This window comes from Fuchsiella alkaliacetigena, from assembly GCF_023227765.1.
In the GTDB taxonomy this organism is placed as follows: domain Bacteria; phylum Bacillota; class Halanaerobiia; order Halobacteroidales; family Acetohalobiaceae; genus Fuchsiella; species Fuchsiella alkaliacetigena.
In genome coordinates, this window is record NZ_JALKBZ010000002.1 from 101,110 (window position 1) to 119,294 (window position 18,185).

Below are 18,185 nucleotides of genomic sequence, written 5' to 3' on the forward strand. Positions count from 1 at the left end.
CTGTAAACAGGAGTTATGGACTTTGCCATCATCCATAGTAGAAGCCTATCCTTTATTCCACGAAGGATAAGTCCACTCTTTAATAGGCAGGTTTCCTGGCTCACGACCTAATCTCTTCAACCTTCCCTAATTATTTAAAGTATAATCAGGTGGTAATTTTAGAGAAATAATCTATCGCTTAACAGTGGCGGGACCGCGCTGTCACGAAGAAAGATTCACCTCATGCAGACTTCCCTTTTCAACTTATCCTGAAAAAGAGTTTTCCTCCCCGGCAGAATAAGTCACCTATTAAAGTATATTCGTTTTTACAAAAAACCAACTTCCAATATTAATTATTCAACACTAATTAATAAAATCCTGCTTAAAATTAAATTTTTTTATAAAACACAGCTTTTCTCTCTCCTATTTGGAATCTCCAACTGATGCTGCTTATCTAAAAATAACTCTGGAATAACATACCTTGCTCCCTCTAAACAAAAAGCATAAAAGTCCTGTCCATTAATTTCTATCTTTCCTTCCGGATAAGCACTGCCTTGATAACAGCATTTAACTAGGTATTTATAAATATGATTATAACGCTCTTGCTCAGTAATATTATAGATCAACCGCTCATGCATATCAAATAATTCTTTCAAAATATCGGTAGTAGTATAAACTTCTCCCTTGACTAACTTCAATTTATCATCCTCTCCTTACTTTTTTATTTTGAAATTTGAAATTATTTAAGCATGCATCCTCTCTATCTCCTGCTGTAATTTCTTAATAATCCGCTTTTCTAAACGAGAAATATAAGACTGCGAGATCCCTAGAATATCAGCTACCTCTTTTTGAGTCATCTCCTCTCTATCTTCTCCTAAACCAAACCTTAAAATCATAATCTTTCTCTCGCGCTCAGTTAAAACCTCCATCGCCTGCACTAATAGCTCTCGGTCTACATCCTCTTCAATATATTGATAAATCAAGTCCATATCAGTACCTAAAATATCAGAAAGCTTTAATTCGTTCCCATCCCAATCGATATTTAAAGGCTCATCAAAGGATATCTCCGATTTTTTCTTATTATTACGACGCAAGTACATTAAAATTTCATTCTCTATACAGCGCGAAGCATAAGTAGCTAACTTAATTCTTTTACTAACATCAAAAGTATTAACAGCTTTAATCAAACCAATAGTCCCAATAGAAACCAAGTCCTCAATATCAATTCCCGTATTTTCAAATTTGCGAGCTATATAAACTACTAAGCGCAGGTTACGTTCAATTAAAACACTCCTAACTGCTTGATCCCCCTTTTCCAATTTTGAAAGCAAGTACTTTTCTTCTTCCGTCGATAATGGTGGCGGTAAAGCCTCGCTACTACCTACATAAAAGATATTTTTAGCCATATAAAGACCCAAACTCTGTAACAGTTTAATAAATAAAATCCTAAACTGAAGCCTAAACCGTCTAATTAATGATAACAAGCCTACTCCCCCTTTAATAGTTTTTAAGTCTCTGTTGCCAAGTTGATTAACTCCGGATTAATTAAAGCAGTATAATCATTGCTTTTATCGAAGTGCTGATTGTAAACTCCCAAAATAACTCTTTCAACCTCTACTTTCTTTTCTTTTAACTGCAATACAACCTTATCAGGCCGCAAGCCAATCAATAATCCATCTGGATTACCTACACTAGAAAAAGGAATTATCCTAAACCTATTAGCCCAGTTAGTATTACTTAAAGCAGTAGCCAAATTTTCTATTTCTAATTCCAGATCATAATCTATAAAGATTTCTTCTATTTGCGCCGGAAACACCTCTAATAAAGAGTCTAACTCTACAATAATTACCGGCACATCGGTTAAAGGATCACTTAGCTGATTACCAGTATCTAGCAAAGCATCGAGCTGCAAACTTCGACCTTCAAAGTCAACTATTAAGGAAATAGAATAGTCTTCAGTGCGCAGCTGGCCCTGAAAAAGCCACCAACTAAACTTTCCTAATAATCCTAAAACCAGTATTCCAAATAAGAAAATCCAAGTATCCTGCAAAGAAAGTTCGAATGTATTAGTTAACTTTAAAAACTGAGACTTTAAATTTAGATTATAACCAGCCATCAAGACCCCCGCTGCCAAGAAAGCAATCAAATAAAAGTAACCTATCATCTTCAATAATCTCTTAAAACTTACTGGAAAATAAGCAATAATAAGCATCACTACCGATACTAATAAATATATTAATAGATTATTTAAAAACTGCCCTACTGGTAATAGGATCAAAATAGTATATAAGGTTCCAAAAAAAGCACTCAATAATAATCGCCAAAATTGATAATCCATTTTAACCAAACGACCAGTAGTCCATAAAATCAAATAGTTCATAATTAAGTTAATAACTATCAATAAATCAAAATAAATAATTAATTCCATTTAATCCTACTCCTAATATATACATATATTTAAATAGGTATAAATATGCTAATTTTAAAAAACCATTTTTTAAAAGAATTTCAAATAAAAATTCACTTAAGCCAACTTGATAGTAAAAAGAGTCTTTTTTTGTAGAAAAACAAAAATCTCGATTCCCCTTGGGGAATCGAGATTCTAAATTAATCTTTATTTTGGCGTAAAAATGCCGGAATATCCAAATCACCACTAGCAAAAGATCTAATATTATCTAAATCATTACCATATCTATCCTCTGTTGAGTTTTGCGGAGTGCTTTTTTCTTCCTGTTGAGCCTGTTGTTGGGCTTCATCAAAGCCAGTAGCAATTACTGTCACCTTTATTTTACTATCCAGCTCTTCATCAACTACAGCTCCCAGAATAATATTGGCATTGGAATCGGCTACATCAGAAATTACCTTAGCAGCCTCATTCGCCTCATGTAAACCTAAGCTAACTCCACCAGTAATATTTAATAATACTCCGTTAGCACCTTCAATGGAAGCTTCCAATAAAGGAGAAGAAATAGCCTCTCTAGCTGCTTCTGTAGCTCTATTTTCACCCTCAGCTTCTCCAATACCCATTAAAGCCGAACCAGCATCTACCATAATAGTTTTAACATCAGCAAAGTCTAAATTAATCAAACCAGTAATAGTAATCAAATCTGAAATCCCTTGCACTCCCTGTCGCAATACATCATCAGCTGTTTTGAAGGCTTCTATTAATGAAGTCTGCTTTTCAACTACATCTAATAGCCTATCATTAGGAATAATTATCAGAGTATCAACCTTTTCTTTTAAGTTATCAACCCCGTATTCAGCCTTTTCCATTCTCTGTCGACCTTCTACGGTAAAGGGTTTAGTTACTACCCCTACTGTCAACGCTCCCAGTTCTTTAGCAATCTCTGCCACTACCGGAGCAGCACCAGTTCCAGTACCGCCGCCCATGCCAGCAGTAATAAATACCATATCCGAACCCTTTAAGGCTTCAGCAATCATATCTCTACTTTCTCTAGCTGCTTCTTCACCAATTTCAGGATTAGCTCCTGCTCCCAAGCCTTTGGTAAGCTCTTCCCCTATCTGCAAAGAAATACTAGCTTCCGAAGAAACTAAAGCTTGAGCATCGGTATTTATAGCCACAAATTCAACTCCTTGCAAACCAGATTCAATCATTCTATTGATGGCATTATTACCACCACCACCTACTCCTACAACTTTTATATCAGCAAACTGCTCAGTTTCCGAACATATCTCAAACATAACCAGACTCCTCCCTAATTAAAATACATCTTCAAACCAACTTCTCACTCTACCTAATAAATGATTAACTAACTCACTTCTATTCTGCATATTTAAATTCTGCTGATAGTCCTGTTGACTACCATAACAGACTAAACCTACCCCTGTAGCAAAAACAGCCGTATTATCTTCAGCAATATTAGCCTCCTGTTCACCCACCATATAAATATTATCATCTATAAAGTCGGCTAAGCTATCTACTTTTTCAGGAATTCCCCTTCGCACAGGTAAACCTAACTTTTCCGAAGCCAGTTTAGGTAAACCCTTCATCAAGGAAGCTCCTCCGGTGATTACTATCCCCGCTGGAATTAAACCATCATAAGTTGAATTAGCAATTTCCTGCTTAACCAAAGTAAATATTTCATCTGCACGAGGTTCAATTATTTCACATAATACTCTTCGCGAAACCTCCCTAGTTTCTTTACCACTAGTAGTTAAAACATTAATTACTTCTTCTTGATCAACATTTGCTGCTAGAGCAGAACCATGCTTAATCTTGATCTTTTCTGCACTAGTAATTGGTGTTCTTAAGCCTACTGCAATATCACTAGTTATATGATCACCGCCAATTGGTAAAACTGCTGTATGTAAAATACTGCCTCCCTTAAAAATAGCTATATCAGTAGTACCACCACCGATATCAATTAAAACGACTCCTAATTCTTTTTCACTCTCAGATAAAACCGCCTGTCCAGCAGCTAATGGTTCTAAAACTACATCCTTGACATCAATTCCTGCTTTATGTATACTCTTAACTAAGTTCTCTATAGAAGATATAGAACCAGTAACTATATGAGTATCTACTTCTAACCTAACTCCTGACATACCTAAAGGCTGCTTAATATCTCGACAGCCATCTATAGTAAACTTTCTAGGCAATACATGTAAAATTTTTTTCTCCGGCGGAATAGCAACTATTTGAGAAGCCTCGATTACTCTCTCAACATCCTCCGCAGAAATTTCCTTATCTTCACCAGTAATAGCAACTACTCCATGGCTATTCAAAGATGAAATATGGGAACCGGCTATGCCGGCAAAAACAGAATCTATTTTAATTCCAGACATTCTCTCAGCTTTTTCCACAGCAGAGCTAATTGAATTAGCAGTATCATCAATATCAATAACTATTCCCTTTCTAATTCCTACACAAGGGCTAGTTCCCACACCTATTATATCTAAAATTTCTTGCTCACTAACTTCAGCTATAATAGCACATATTTTAGTAGTTCCAATATCCAATCCGGTTACTATTCTTCGTTCTGACACTAAATAGCCCCCTCTCTAAACGATAGTCCAAACAACTTAATCATCTATTAAGAATATAAGATTATTTCACTTCCTTATTTATCATATTTTCAACATAAATTCTTTATTTCCTTTTTTTCTAAGAAATTTTATTAAAAATATCTCTATCTAATTCATTTTAATCTCAAAACTGGATTATTATGATAACTTAAGTTAATATAATCAATTGAACTTATATCTACTTCAGCTAAAATTAGATTGAGTATTTCTAACTTATATTCCACTTCAAAAGGCTGTCCAAATTTAACTCGACCTGAATCTAAAAAGTATAATACTACTTCTCTTTCACTATCGATCTCTATTTTTTTAACCTCAACTAGATATTTTTTTTCAAGTCCAGTTAAATAGTCCAGAACTATCTCCAAGTCTGGACTTAATTCCAAGTTATTATTATCCGGTTTAGCTTCTACTCCTTCTAACAAAGGATAATCAACTTCATTTATATGATCAAACTCAGCTAAAATCCAACCTTCTTTATCGATTAATAAATACTCACTTCCTTCATCAATAACACCTAAAGGTTGACGTTCATCAACAAAAACTTCGATGGTAGCAGGGAGGCTGCGCTCTAAAACTACACCTTGAATCTGAGGCATTGACATTAAGTTATCACTTGTTTTCTCAAGATCTATACGAAAAATATTTTCCTTCTTATCTAAAGCAGAAGAAATAATTACTTCTTCATTACTCAATAACTCATTCCCTTCAATTATTACCTTATCCAGCAAGAAGTAGTTAGAATTTATAAAAAATAAAAAAGAAATTATCATCAACAGAGTTAACACTAAATAAAAATATTTTCTGCGGCTCAACTACTATTCCTCCTTAAATCTGGCCCGAGCTAACAGTTTGAATAAGTTACATAATTTACCTCACCTGCGCAGTTTAAGCACAGGCGAGGCTTTAAATCTAAACAGCATAACTTAAAATTTTTATTATTAAGTCTTTAAATTCTATCCCAGCAGCCTGAGCTGCCTGAGGTAGAAGGCTAGTTTCAGTCATCCCGGGAATAGTATTAACTTCTAAAACATAAGGAGTTCCTGTAGAAGAAACCATCAGGTCAATTCGACCCATGCCTGCACAATTAAGTGCTTGATAGGCTTTTAAAGCTGTAGTTTCAGCTTGCTGATAAATCTCTTCTGTTAACCTAGCCGGAATTACAAACTCGGTTAAGCCCTTAGTATACTTAGCTTCAAAATCATAAACACCATCTTTAGGCTCAATCTCTATAATTGGCAAAACCTCAGGATTTCGATTGCCTAGCAGACCTATAGTAATCTCTCGACCTTCAATATACTCTTCAAAGAAGATTTCTTCACTATATTCAAAGGCCTCCTCGATAGCATCCCCTAAATTCTCCTTAGTTTCTATAATAGATAATCCTAAACTAGAACCTTCTACGGTAGGCTTTACTACTATAGGTAAATCTAAGGTAGCGGTTAATCGCTCTACTATTTCTTCTCCAGCCGCATAGTCTTGATTATGTAAAGTTTCAAACTTTGGAGTTGGAATTCCATTTTGCTTAAATAAGCGCTTGGAAACCACCTTATCAATTGCTAAAGCACTGGCTAAAACTCCTGAACCAGTATAAGGAATTCCTTCCATCTCTAATAAACCTTGAATGCTCCCATCCTCTCCATATCTACCGTGTAAAGCAATAAAGGCTATATCTATTTCACTTTCAGTTAATTGCTTTAAAAAATCATTAGCTTGAGGATCAAGCTTTATAGCATCCAAACCATTATTTTCCAAAGCAGAATAAACAGCCTGCCCGGTTTTTAAAGAAATCTCTCTTTCGGCTGATTTCCCTCCACAAATCACCGCTATTCGTTTTTCCTCTACACTCATCAGACTCCCCCTTTCCAAATCTTTAATCAGCTAACCTAGTAATCTGACCGCCTAAATTAGTTATTTTTTCTTCCAAATTCTCGTAACCACGATCAATATGATAAATATTCTTAACTTCAGTCTCTCCTTCAGCTACTAAACCAGCTAAAACTAAAGCCGCTCCCGCTCGTAAATCACTAGCTTCTACAGTAGCAGCTGACAATTTATCTATTCCTTGAATAATAGCTGAACGACTCTCAACCCTAATATCTGCTCCCATACGTCGCAGCTCATCAGCATGCTTAAAACGATTTTCAAATATACTTTCAGTAATCACACTATTGCCTTGGGCAATAGAAAGCAGAGCCATAAACTGAGGCTGCATATCGGTAGGAAAACCCGGATAAGGAAGAGTTTTAATATCAATACTCTCTATTTCAGGAGTTCCTATTACTTTAATTTGATCTTGATTATATTCAACTTCAACTCCTGTTTCCAAAAGCTTAGCAATCACAGAATCCACGTGTTCAGGAATCACATTATTTAATAGTATCTCCCCATTAGTTATAGCAGCTGCTACCATAAAGGTACCAGTTTCAATTCGATCCGGAATTACAGTATAATCAATGGAATTTAACTTCTCTACACCTTTGATTTTAATAATATCAGTTCCAGCTCCCCTAACTTGAGCTCCCATTCCATTTAAAAAGTTCTGTAAATCTATGATTTCCGGTTCTTTAGCAGCATTTCTAATTACAGATTTCCCCTCTGCTTTTACAGCTGCCATCATAATATTCTCTGTAGCTCCTACACTGGGAAAATCTAAATGAATATCAGCTCCTACTAACTTATCGGTCTTCCCTTCTAAACAGTCTTCCTTCTGAGTAAACTCCACCCCTAGAGCCCTCAAACCCTTCAGATGAAGGTCAATAGGTCTAGGTCCAATACTACAACCTCCTGGTTGAGAAATCGATACTTTATTAAAGCGTCCTAATAAAGGGCCCATTAAAAAGACAGTAGCCCTCATTTTTTTCATTAAGTACTCTGGAATCTCACAAGAGTCAACTAAATTTGAACTAATCGTCAATGCATCTTCACTTTCCTTAACTTCAGCTCCTAGAGTCCTTAATACCTCTTTCATAACCTCTACATCTCTCAACTTAGGAACTGAGTGAATAGTATTTTCACCAGCAGAAAGTACTGTCCCCGCCAAAATAGGCAGTACAGCATTCTTAGCTCCACTGATCTCAACTTCACCACTTAAAGACCTTCCACCTCGAACAAGTAAACTACTCACAGCTATCACCTCCTACTAGGCCAAAATTCAATTTCTAATTCTAATAAAATCCCGTATTTTCTGTTTACCAAACTTCTCACTTTATCAATTAACTCCAATACATCGCGGGCCCTAGCCCCACCATCATTAACAATAAAGTTAGCGTGTTTTTCCGAAACCTTAGCTCCACCAATCTGTAAACCCTTTGCTCCGGCTTCATCGATTAACCTTCCCGCTGAATCCCCTTCAGGATTCTTAAATATACAGCCCGCATTAGGCAGACTAAGAGGTTGTGACTGCCGCCGACTGTTTATCAACTCTTTCATCTTAGCTTCAATATTCTGGCTATCGCCAACAGTCAATCCAAACTCAACCTCCACTATAACTGAACTACCCTCTTGAAATCTGCTACTTCTATAAGCAAATTCACAATTAGCCTGCTCAAAGCTCTGCTTAGCTCCAGTAGCCGAAAGTACTTCCACTCTATTAATTAAGCCACCTACGCTAGCCGAAGCACCTAAACCGGCATTCATTACCGTAGCTCCTCCTACGGTAGCCGGAATACCTACCCCAAACTCCAAACCTGCTAAGCCGGCTTTAGCAGCTCTTCTAGCTACTACCGGTAGCCTTGCTCCAGCTCCAGCGCGAACAGTACTTCCATCTATCTCAATTTCATTTAAGCTTCCAGCCAGCTTAATAACCACCCCAGCAAAACCCTCATCAGCAACCAGAAGATTACTTCCATTTCCGAGCACTCGATACTCAAGCCCGTTGCTATGTAAATAGCTTAGAGTCTTCTGTAAATCCTCAATATCTGCTGGAATAATCAGCACTGTTGCTGGCCCACCAATCCTAAAATAAGTATGCTTAGCTAAAGACTCCTCAAAGCTAAGCTCTCCTTTTAGTTTAGCCTCTAGCTCAGACTTAATTTTCTGCTCCATCACTTAAACCTCCATAGTTAATTCACCCGATGCCTTTAAATCCGAATCCAACTCTTCAGCTACTAGCCTTTCCCCAACCTTCCAAACATCACCTGCACCCAGGGTTAAGACTAAATCATCCGCCTCTACTACTTCCTGTAAATAATCATAAACTCCTTCTAACTCTGAAATAAAGGTAGCTTTTCTAAAAAATGACTTATTAATTAAATCTACTATCTGCTTAGAATTAAGACCTGGAATTGGCTCCTCGCCAGCAGCATAAATATCGGTAATAATTACCTCATCAGCCTGAGCAAAGGACTTACTAAAATCCTCTAGTAAAAGTTCAGTTCTACTATATCTATGCGGTTGAAAAACAGCAATTACTCGTTTAAAATCAGCATTTTTAGCAGCAGTTAAAGTAGCCTGCAATTCTGTAGGATGATGAGCATAGTCATCAACTACAGTAGCTCCTCTATATTCACCCTTTTTCTCAAATCTTCTTCCTACTCCTGTAAAAGAGTATAAAGCCGTAGCAATCTCTTCAAAATCCAGTCCAATATGTAATCCTTGGGCAATAGCTGCCAAAGCATTAAGCAAATTATACTTCCCAGGTACTCTTAACTTAAGCTGACCTAATCTCTGGCCCTGCCAATATATAACAGCTTGAGAGCTTAAATTATTTAATTCAATCTGCTGAGCAGTCAAGTCAGCCTCAGATTCCAAGCCATAAGTTATTAAGTTGCTTTCAATTTGATCTATTATGCTTAAAACTCCCGGATCATCTATGCAGACTATCCCCACTCCTTGAGCAGGCAGTTTATTCAAAAACTCAACAAAGGTCTCCTCAATCTTCTTTCTAGAACCATAATGATCCAGATGGTCATCCTCTATATTAGTAACTATCCCAATTTCTGGCTCCATAAATAGTAATGACCCATCGCTCTCATCGGCTTCAGTTATAAAGTAATCACCACTACCTAGCTTAGAATTACCGCCAATTAAGCCTAACTTACCTCCAATCAAGGAAGTAGGATCTAAATTATTTTTTTCTAAAATAGTAGTGATCATAGAAGTAGTAGTAGTCTTACCGTGAGTCCCCGAAATAGCTATCCCTTTCCAGTCTTTCATTAATCTGGCTACCATTTCTGCGCGCTTTAAAATAGGAATTTCCTGCTCTTTAGCCATCTTTAATTCTGGATTATCTTCAGGAATTGCTGAAGATACAACCACTAATTCAGCTCCCAAAACATTTTGAGACTGATGGCCAATACTAATTTCAGCTCCTTTACAACGTAGATTAGCTAAAATATTTGAATCCTTGAGATCGGAACCACTTACCTCATATTCTAGTTCGACTAAGAGATTGGCAATTCCACTCATTCCAATCCCACCAATGCCAATCAGGTGAATACTTTTTTGATCTACCATAATTGCTATCTCACTCCTTTTCAACCCTGACATATGCTATAGTATGCAGTTACTTAATAAAGTGTTCAAACTAACTTGTCCTAATCAAAAATAAATTCGTTTTAATTAACTAAACCAATAATAAATTGAAACTAGAGCAATTCCTTCAAAATCTCTAAAATATTTTCGAGGGCTTGAGGCTTACCCAACTTCTTACTAGCTTCAGCCATACTAGCTAACTTTTTTTCGGTAAAAATCAACTCTTTAACCTTGCTAGCTAACTTTTGTCCTGTTAATTCTTCATCCAAAATAACTTCAGCTGCCCCTTCTTTTTTCAAAGAACGAGCATTATGCTCCTGATGGTTTTCCGCTGCATGAGGATAAGGAATCAAAATAGCTGGAATTCCTCTAGCTGTTATTTCTGCTAAAGCCGTTGCTCCAGCTCTACAAACTACCAGGTCTGCTGCTGCCAAAGCAGCAGCCATATTATGCAAATAAGATTTAATGATAGTATCTCCTCTTTCCAGTTCAGTTATACCCAACTGCTGAGCAACTTCTTTAACTCTTTCAAAATCCTGATGGCCAGTAATGTGTATTATCTGCAACTGCCCCTCTTCAGCTAACGGATAAAGGGCTTCCATAGCTTGATTAATACTCCTAGCCCCGCTACTTCCTCCAAAAGCTAACAGTTTTGGTTTTTCAAGCTCCAATCCTAACTCTAAACAAGCCTCTTCCTTTCTAGCTGTTAATATTTCTGGTCGCACCGGATTTCCAGTCCAAACTAAATCAGCCTGATCACTAAAATGATGGCTAGCAGCTCGATTACTCAAAGCAACCTTATCAACTTTGCTAGCTAATAATCTATTGGTTAAACCAGGATAGGCATTCTGCTCGTGGATAATAGTCTTTTTTCTCAATAATACGGCCGCCAAAATAGTAGGGCCACTAACATAACCTCCAGTTCCAATTACCAAATCCGGTTTAAAAGAAAAAACTTTTTTTAGCGCCTGACAAAAGCCCACACTACTAAGCAAAATACTTTGTAAAATTTTTAAAGAAACTTCTCTAGGTAAACCTTGACAGGGAATAACTTCTAATCTATAACCAGCTTCCGGTACAATATCAGCCTCCAAACCATCAGCACTACCTAAAAAAATAATTTCTGCCTGAGAATAATGCTCTTCAATAGCTGCTGCAATAGCTAAGCCAGGATAAATATGCCCCCCAGTTCCTCCCCCAGCAATAATCGCCCGCATTTAACCACTCCTAATAAGTATATCTAGAAATATTCAATAAAATCCCTACTCCAATCAACATAACTCCCAAAGAAGAACCACCGTAACTAATAAAAGGTAAAGTCATTCCGGTAACAGGCATCGAACCAGTAACTACTCCAATATTAACTATCGCTTGCAAAGTAATTAACATTGTAATACCTACTGCTAGTAAGCTAGCAAATAAATCCGGAGCATCTAAGGCTACTTTTAAACCTCGCCAAGCGAATAAAAAGAAGAGAGCAACTATCACCAATACCCCTATAAAGCCTAACTCTTCCCCGATAATAGCAAAAATAAAATCTGTTCCTGGCTCCGGTAAATAAAAGAATTTCTGTCTACTCTGCCCAATTCCAGCTCCAAATAAACCTCCAGAACCTAGAGCATATAATGATTGAATAATATGAAAGCCTGAATCCAAAGGATCGCTCCAAGGATCTAAAAAAGCTAATAATCTTCGCCTACGATAAGGAGCACTAATAATCAAATAAGCCAACCCACCAGCTCCCGCCATACTTAAACCAAGCAGATGTTTTATTTTCACTCCTGCTGCTAAAAACATTACCATTACAGTTCCAGCAATAGTAATTGTAGTACCTAAATCAGGTTGCATTAAAATCAAAGAACAGACTAAACCCAATACCAATAATGGAGGTATTAATCCTTTAGTAAAAGAATTTAATTTTTCCTGCTTAGTAGATAAATAATGAGCCATATAGATAACTATAGTTACCTTTACTATCTCCGAAGGTTGAATTCCTAAAGAACCAACCCCTAACCAGCGTCTAGAACCCCCCACTACTCTACCTATAAATAAAACTAGTACTAATAAAACTATACTACCTAATAAAGAGACTCGAGCTAATCTTTTATATATATTATAATCTATTTTCATAAATAACACCATAGCAATAATCCCCAAAGCCGACCAACCCAACTGACGTTTTAAAAAATAAAAGCTATCACCATAATCAGCATAAGCTCGAATAGAAGTAGAGCTAAAGACCATCATAATCCCAATTCCTAACAAGCTAATCACCGTAAAAAAGATTATAAAGTCCGGATTCTCTGCCTCTTTCATTCTATTTCCCCCTTAAAGACATAACTGCCTGCTTAAACTTATTACCCCTTTCCTTATAACTGCTAAACATATCCCAGCTAGCACAGGCGGGCGATAAGAGAACTACATCCCCCGAAGTACTCAACTGATCAGCCCACTTCACCGCTTGAGAAATAGAATTTACTCTTTGAATATTATCCAAACCACTATTCAAAGTACTTTCTTCAATTTGATCGGCAGTTTCTCCTAATAAAATTAAGTGCTTAACATTATCAGCAATTTTTTTAGCAAATTCAGTAAAACAAGCTCCTTTATCCATTCCCCCTGCAATTAATATTAAGGGAGCCTCAAAGGTCTCTAAAGCCTTAGTAGCTGCAGCAACATTAGTTGCCTTAGAATCATTTATATACTTTACACCCTCTATTGTAACTATTTCTTCTATTCTATGCTCTACTCCTTGAAAGTTCTTTAAAGTAAAGTTAATAACCTCTATAGAAAGTCCCCGCAACAAAGAAATAGCTATAGCTCCGAGAACATTTTCTAAGTTATGCGGGCCCTTAATTCCTATTTCTTCAACTCTAATTAAAGACTCTTGCTGAGCAGTCAAATCATTAATCACTACTCCATCTTTTACATAAAGTCCCCCTGCTAATTCCTCCTTCTGGCTAAAATAAACTACTTCAGCCGCAGACTTAGCAGCTAAGTCTCTTACAGTCTGATCATCATAGTTTAACACTAAATAATCATCTTCCAGCTGCTGAGCAGTTATCTCAGCTTTAGCAGCTACATAGTCTTCCCAAGAACTATGGCGATCTAAATGATCAGGAGTCAAGTTCAATATTAAAGCAATTTGTGGTCTAAATCTCTCAACATTCTCCAATTGAAAAGAGCTAATTTCAGCTATCACCACTCCTTGCTCACTGAGTTGAGGAACACAGCTGATTAAAGGACAGCCTATATTTCCTCCCACTTTTACCTCAGCCTCAGCAGCAGTAAATATTTCACCGAGCAAAGTAGTAGTTGTAGTCTTCCCATTAGTTCCAGTAGTAGCTAAAATATCGGCTTTAGTAAAACGATAAGCTAACTCTATTTCACTCCAAATAGGAATCCCTAACTCTCTAGCTTTTTTTAGAATATCAATCTGACTAGGAACTCCCGGACTAATCACAATTAAATCTGTATCTGCAATCACCTTTTCACTATGCCCACCTAAATCAAACTCTAAAGAGTAGTCTTCCAACTCTGCCAACTGCTCTGTTAATTTATCTGCGGGCTGTAAATCACTAACTACTACCTCAGCTCCTGCTTTAACTAAAAACTTAGCTACAGCTACTCCAGTTCTTTTACCTAATCCCAAAACTACTACTTTTTTATTTGCTAAATCCATTTTAAATTAGCCTACCTTTCTAAAATCAAATCCCTGTTAATCCTAATAAGCCTAAAAAAGATAACACGGCTGCTAAAATCCAAAATCTAATTACTACTTTTGACTCTGCCCAACCTTTTAGTTCAAAATGATGGTGTAAAGGACTCATTCTAAAAACTCGCTTTCCAGTTAATTTATAAGAAGTTACCTGAATAATAACTGCTAAAGTCTCTATCACATAAACTCCACCAATAATAAGCAAAAAAAGCTGAGTTCTAGTTAAAACAGCAACTACAGCTATAGCTCCTCCTAAGGCTAAAGAACCAGTATCACCCATAAAAACTTGAGCCGGATGGCTATTAAACCAAGCAAAGCCTAAACAACTACCGACAATGGCTACAGTAAAGCTAGCTAAATCATAATGACCAAAGCTTAAGCTGATAATGGTGTAACTAATAGCTACAATAATAGTCACTCCAGCTGCTAAACCATCGAGTCCATCGGTTAGATTAACAGCATTAGCAGTACCGATTACTACCAAAATTACAAAAGGAATAAATAAAATCCCTAAATCTATACTATTTCCTAAAAAAGGAAGCAATACTTCTGAACCAATTTCTAGAGTATTAAGTACATTATAGCCCAATAAGCCTCCAACTAACAGTTGACCTACCACTTTATGCTTAACCTTTAACCCTAAAGAACGATCAGCTATAATTTTAATCGAATCATCTAATAAGCCTATTAATCCATAACTTAAAGTTACAAATAGGGCCCAAAATAACTTATCAGTCACCTCAGTAAATAACAAAACAGCCGTCAATAACGAAATCAAGATAATTACTCCACCCATAGTAGGAGTTCCGCTTTTTTCCAAATGTCTTTTCGGGCCCACCTCTCTAATATTTTGACCTAACTTCAATTTACGTAAAAGTTTAATAATTATTGGCCCCACTAATAAAGCAAAAGCAAAAGCAACAGCAGCTGTATATACTAAATCAATCACCTATTCCAACCCCTCTCCAACTGATTTATAGTTCTCAGTAGCAGGGATTAATTCTTGATCAACCTTAGCCAACAAAGAAGTCTCTACTTCCTCCAAACTCATTCCCCGAGAACCTTTAAGTAAGATTGTATCATTTGCTTCCAGCAACTGCAACAAATAAGTAACAATTTCTCTATTATTACTACATCTAAACACTTTATCTGCAGCTAAGCCAATCTCTTTCGCCTCCTGAGCTATTAAGGCTGCTAAATCACCCACAGTAAATAAATAATCCACTTTTCGAGCTAAAATATCCTCCGCTAACTGTCGATGAGCCTCCTCAGCAACTGGGCCCAGCTCCAACATATCTCCTAAAACAGCTATAGAACGACCATCTTCTTTAGCTAAACTATTTAATAACTGCAATCCAGCGCGCATTGAAGTAGGATTAGCATTATAAGCATCATTAATTAAGGTTATTCCCGCCGCTAATTCTTTAATATCTCCTCGCATTTCTGTTAGCTTTGGTTTAGCTAATCCCTTTTTAATACTATCCATACTTAAACCTAATTGTAAAGCAACTCCTATAGCAGCTAGAGAATTATAAACATTATACTCTCCCGACAAAGGCAGCTCTAGCTTAAACTCCTCTTTAGCAAACTCAACCACAAACTCCAAGCCAGCCATTCCCAAATCCTGAACCTCTTTAACCTGCAGCTCATTATCGACCTCATAACCATAATAAAAAACCTCAGCCTCGCTCTGAACAGCCATTCTCCTCAAATATTGATCATCACCATTCAACACAGCACAACCATGCTTAGGTAAAGCCTTAACTAACTCACTTTTAGCTAAAGCAATATTTTCTAAACTACCTAAGCATTCCAGATGACTTAAACCTATATTGGTAATCACTCCTAGTTCAGGTTGAGCAATCTCAGCTAACTGCTCAATCTCTCCTAAACCACGCATAGCCATTTCTACCACAGCTGCTTGATGAGAAGAATCCAATCTAAACAGAGTTAAAGGCAACCCAAACTCATTATTGTAGTTGCCCTTAGTTTTTAATATTTTTAACTCTGTTGCTAATACTGAAGCTATCAAATCTTTGGTAGTAGTTTTACCAGTACTCCCGGTTACACCAATTATTGGTATTTCAAAAAGACTTCGATAATATTTCGCTAAATCCTGCAAAGCCTGCTTAGTATCGGCAACACCAATTACCAACTCATCGTTTAAGAATTCGTAATCAACAGCTCGCTGAGCTTCAATCACTACTCCCTTAGCGCCTGCTCCCAAAGCCTCCTTTACAAAGTCATGACCATCAAAATTATCACCAGGAATAGCAAAAAACAGTTCTTCTTTATCAACAGTCCTAGAATCAATAGAAACTCCCTGAATTTGATCATTATAATTACCGTTAATTAAATTACCATTTAATTCTATAATAAATTCTTTAACTTTAATCGACTCCATATGCCTTCACCTCTATTTAAACTATCCCCTTAATTCCGCTAAAGCTTCTCTAGCTACCTGACGATCATCAAAGGGAATAGTTTTATCCTTTAAAATTTGATAAGTCTCATGTCCTTTCCCCACAATAAACACTAAATCTTGAGCTTCAGCCAACTCAATTCCCTGCCTTATAGCCTGCCTTCGCTCTTCTATAATCAAATAATCTTGCTTAGCTATCTTACCTTGTTCTTTGATACCAACTTCTATATCATCGATAATTGCTTGTGGATCTTCACTACGAGGATTATCCGAAGTGATAATTGAAAAATCAGCTAACTCCATAGCTATCTGGCCCATTAATGGTCTTTTAGTACGATCTCTATCACCACCACAACCAAAAACTAAAATAATCCTGCCTTCAACAAAGTCCTGAGCCGTTTCCAAAATATTTTCTAAACTATCAGGAGTATGAGCATAATCTACTATTACTCCAAAATCTTGACCTTCATTTATAATCTCAAACCTACCTGCTACACCTTCCACCTTTTCTAAACCTGCTTTAATATCGTCTGAATCAATCCCTAAAGCAATTCCAACCCCCAAAGCAGCCAAAGTATTGTATACATTAAATAAACCCGTCAAATTCAAATCTAACTCCAATTCACCATTAGCAGTTTCAGCTAAAAAGTCAACTCCAGTAGGACTAATAGTTATCTCTCTAGCCTTTAAATTAGCATCCTTTTCTATGCTATAAGTAAGAGTTGCAGGACGACTGCTTTTCAGAATATCTTCGGCATAAGGATCATCTATATTTATAATTGCTGTTTTTTCTTCATCATCATCCAGTTCCGCAAACAAGATTCTTTTAGCCGCTAAATACTCCTCTAAAGAATCATGGAAATCAAGATGATCCTGAGTAATATTAGTAAAGATAGCAATATCAAAATCAATCTGATTAACCCGCTTTAAGCTTAAAGCATGTGAAGAAACCTCCATTACTACATGAGTAACACCTTCCTCCACCATCTCAGCTAATAGTGACTGTAAATCTAAAGCTTCCGGAGTGGTTCTTTCAGTCTCTAAATTACGATCTCCAATCTGATTTTCAATAGTACCTACTAAGCCGGACTTATAACCAGCCTCTCGAAGTATAGAATTAACTAAATAAGTAGTAGTGGTCTTTCCATTAGTTCCAGTTACTCCAACTACCTTTAATTTACGCGACGGATGATCATAAAACTCTGCACTAACTACCGCCAAAGCTAGACGATTATCAGCAGTTTTGATTATCGGAATCCAATTAGGAGCTTCTATCTCTCTTTCAACTAATAAGGCTTGAGCTCCATTTTCAATAGCTTCTTCTATATAGTTATGACCATCCTGAGTAAAACCGTCTATACAAACAAAGATTTCTCCCGCTTCAACTTTTCTAGAATCATAAGCTATTCCTGTAATTTCTACTGTCAAATCACCCTGTAACCTTTGATAGTCTAAATCAGCAATTAAACTACTTAGTTCCTTCACAGCTCTTTCCTCCCCTATTTTACTTGCTTGCTATATATTATTTTATAAATCAGCTAATCTATT

Annotated in this window: 16 protein-coding genes and 1 riboswitch; all 16 genes read right to left on the reverse strand. The window is 36.6% G+C overall.

Features of this window, described 5'->3' with window-relative positions; genetic code table 11:
- Positions 1-68: 68 nt before the first annotated feature.
- A riboswitch (cobalamin riboswitch) is annotated at positions 69-304 on the reverse strand.
- Between the two features lie 73 nt (positions 305-377).
- Positions 378-677: a hypothetical protein gene (locus tag MWH30_RS01125; RefSeq protein WP_248662210.1), complete on the reverse strand. Its 300-nt coding sequence runs from the start codon at positions 675-677 to the stop codon at positions 378-380.
- 45 nt (positions 678-722) lie between these two features.
- Positions 723-1,463, reverse strand: a complete 741-nt coding sequence (sigE, locus tag MWH30_RS01130; protein WP_282706109.1) for an RNA polymerase sporulation sigma factor SigE — start codon at positions 1,461-1,463, stop codon at positions 723-725.
- A gap of 23 nt (positions 1,464-1,486) precedes the next feature.
- On the reverse strand, positions 1,487-2,407 hold the full coding sequence (gene spoIIGA, locus MWH30_RS01135; protein ID WP_248662211.1) for a sigma-E processing peptidase SpoIIGA: 921 nt from the start codon (positions 2,405-2,407) through the stop codon (positions 1,487-1,489).
- A gap of 179 nt (positions 2,408-2,586) precedes the next feature.
- Positions 2,587-3,681, reverse strand: coding sequence for a cell division protein FtsZ (gene ftsZ, locus MWH30_RS01140; protein WP_248662212.1), 1,095 nt, complete (start codon positions 3,679-3,681; stop codon positions 2,587-2,589).
- 18 nt (positions 3,682-3,699) lie between these two features.
- On the reverse strand, positions 3,700-4,986 hold the full coding sequence (gene ftsA / locus MWH30_RS01145; RefSeq protein ID WP_248662213.1) for a cell division protein FtsA: 1,287 nt from the start codon (positions 4,984-4,986) through the stop codon (positions 3,700-3,702).
- Positions 4,987-5,138: 152 nt separating this feature from the next.
- Positions 5,139-5,837, reverse strand: a complete 699-nt coding sequence (locus MWH30_RS01150) for a cell division protein FtsQ/DivIB (RefSeq protein WP_248662214.1) — start codon at positions 5,835-5,837, stop codon at positions 5,139-5,141.
- A gap of 97 nt (positions 5,838-5,934) precedes the next feature.
- Positions 5,935-6,873, reverse strand: a complete 939-nt coding sequence (locus MWH30_RS01155) for a D-alanine--D-alanine ligase family protein (protein WP_248662215.1) — start codon at positions 6,871-6,873, stop codon at positions 5,935-5,937.
- A 22-nt stretch (positions 6,874-6,895) separates the two neighbouring features.
- A complete protein-coding gene (gene murA / locus MWH30_RS01160) occupies positions 6,896-8,149 on the reverse strand; it encodes a UDP-N-acetylglucosamine 1-carboxyvinyltransferase (RefSeq protein WP_248662216.1) in 1,254 nt (417 codons plus the stop codon).
- Positions 8,150-8,154: 5 nt separating this feature from the next.
- The gene (gene murB / locus MWH30_RS01165; protein ID WP_248662217.1) at positions 8,155-9,069 is read right to left on the reverse strand and encodes a UDP-N-acetylmuramate dehydrogenase; all 915 of its coding nucleotides are present in this window, start codon (positions 9,067-9,069) and stop codon (positions 8,155-8,157) included.
- A gap of 3 nt (positions 9,070-9,072) precedes the next feature.
- Positions 9,073-10,479: a UDP-N-acetylmuramate--L-alanine ligase gene (gene murC, locus MWH30_RS01170; RefSeq protein ID WP_248662218.1), complete on the reverse strand. Its 1,407-nt coding sequence runs from the start codon at positions 10,477-10,479 to the stop codon at positions 9,073-9,075.
- Between the two features lie 131 nt (positions 10,480-10,610).
- Entirely contained in the window at positions 10,611-11,714 is a 1,104-nt protein-coding gene (murG, locus tag MWH30_RS01175; protein WP_248662219.1) for an undecaprenyldiphospho-muramoylpentapeptide beta-N-acetylglucosaminyltransferase, read from the reverse strand.
- A 10-nt stretch (positions 11,715-11,724) separates the two neighbouring features.
- Positions 11,725-12,813: a stage V sporulation protein E gene (spoVE, locus tag MWH30_RS01180; RefSeq protein ID WP_248662220.1), complete on the reverse strand. Its 1,089-nt coding sequence runs from the start codon at positions 12,811-12,813 to the stop codon at positions 11,725-11,727.
- A gap of 1 nt (position 12,814) precedes the next feature.
- Positions 12,815-14,179: a UDP-N-acetylmuramoyl-L-alanine--D-glutamate ligase gene (murD, locus tag MWH30_RS01185; RefSeq protein ID WP_248662221.1), complete on the reverse strand. Its 1,365-nt coding sequence runs from the start codon at positions 14,177-14,179 to the stop codon at positions 12,815-12,817.
- Between the two features lie 25 nt (positions 14,180-14,204).
- Positions 14,205-15,164, reverse strand: a complete 960-nt coding sequence (mraY, locus tag MWH30_RS01190; RefSeq protein ID WP_248662222.1) for a phospho-N-acetylmuramoyl-pentapeptide-transferase — start codon at positions 15,162-15,164, stop codon at positions 14,205-14,207.
- A complete protein-coding gene (locus tag MWH30_RS01195; RefSeq protein ID WP_248662223.1) occupies positions 15,165-16,619 on the reverse strand; it encodes a UDP-N-acetylmuramoyl-tripeptide--D-alanyl-D-alanine ligase in 1,455 nt (484 codons plus the stop codon). It abuts the gene before it with no gap.
- Between the two features lie 21 nt (positions 16,620-16,640).
- Positions 16,641-18,122 carry a UDP-N-acetylmuramoyl-L-alanyl-D-glutamate--2,6-diaminopimelate ligase gene (locus tag MWH30_RS01200; protein ID WP_248662224.1) on the reverse strand — a complete coding sequence of 494 codons (1,482 nt, stop codon included), beginning with the start codon at positions 18,120-18,122 and terminating at the stop codon, positions 16,641-16,643.
- Positions 18,123-18,185 lie beyond the last annotated feature (63 nt).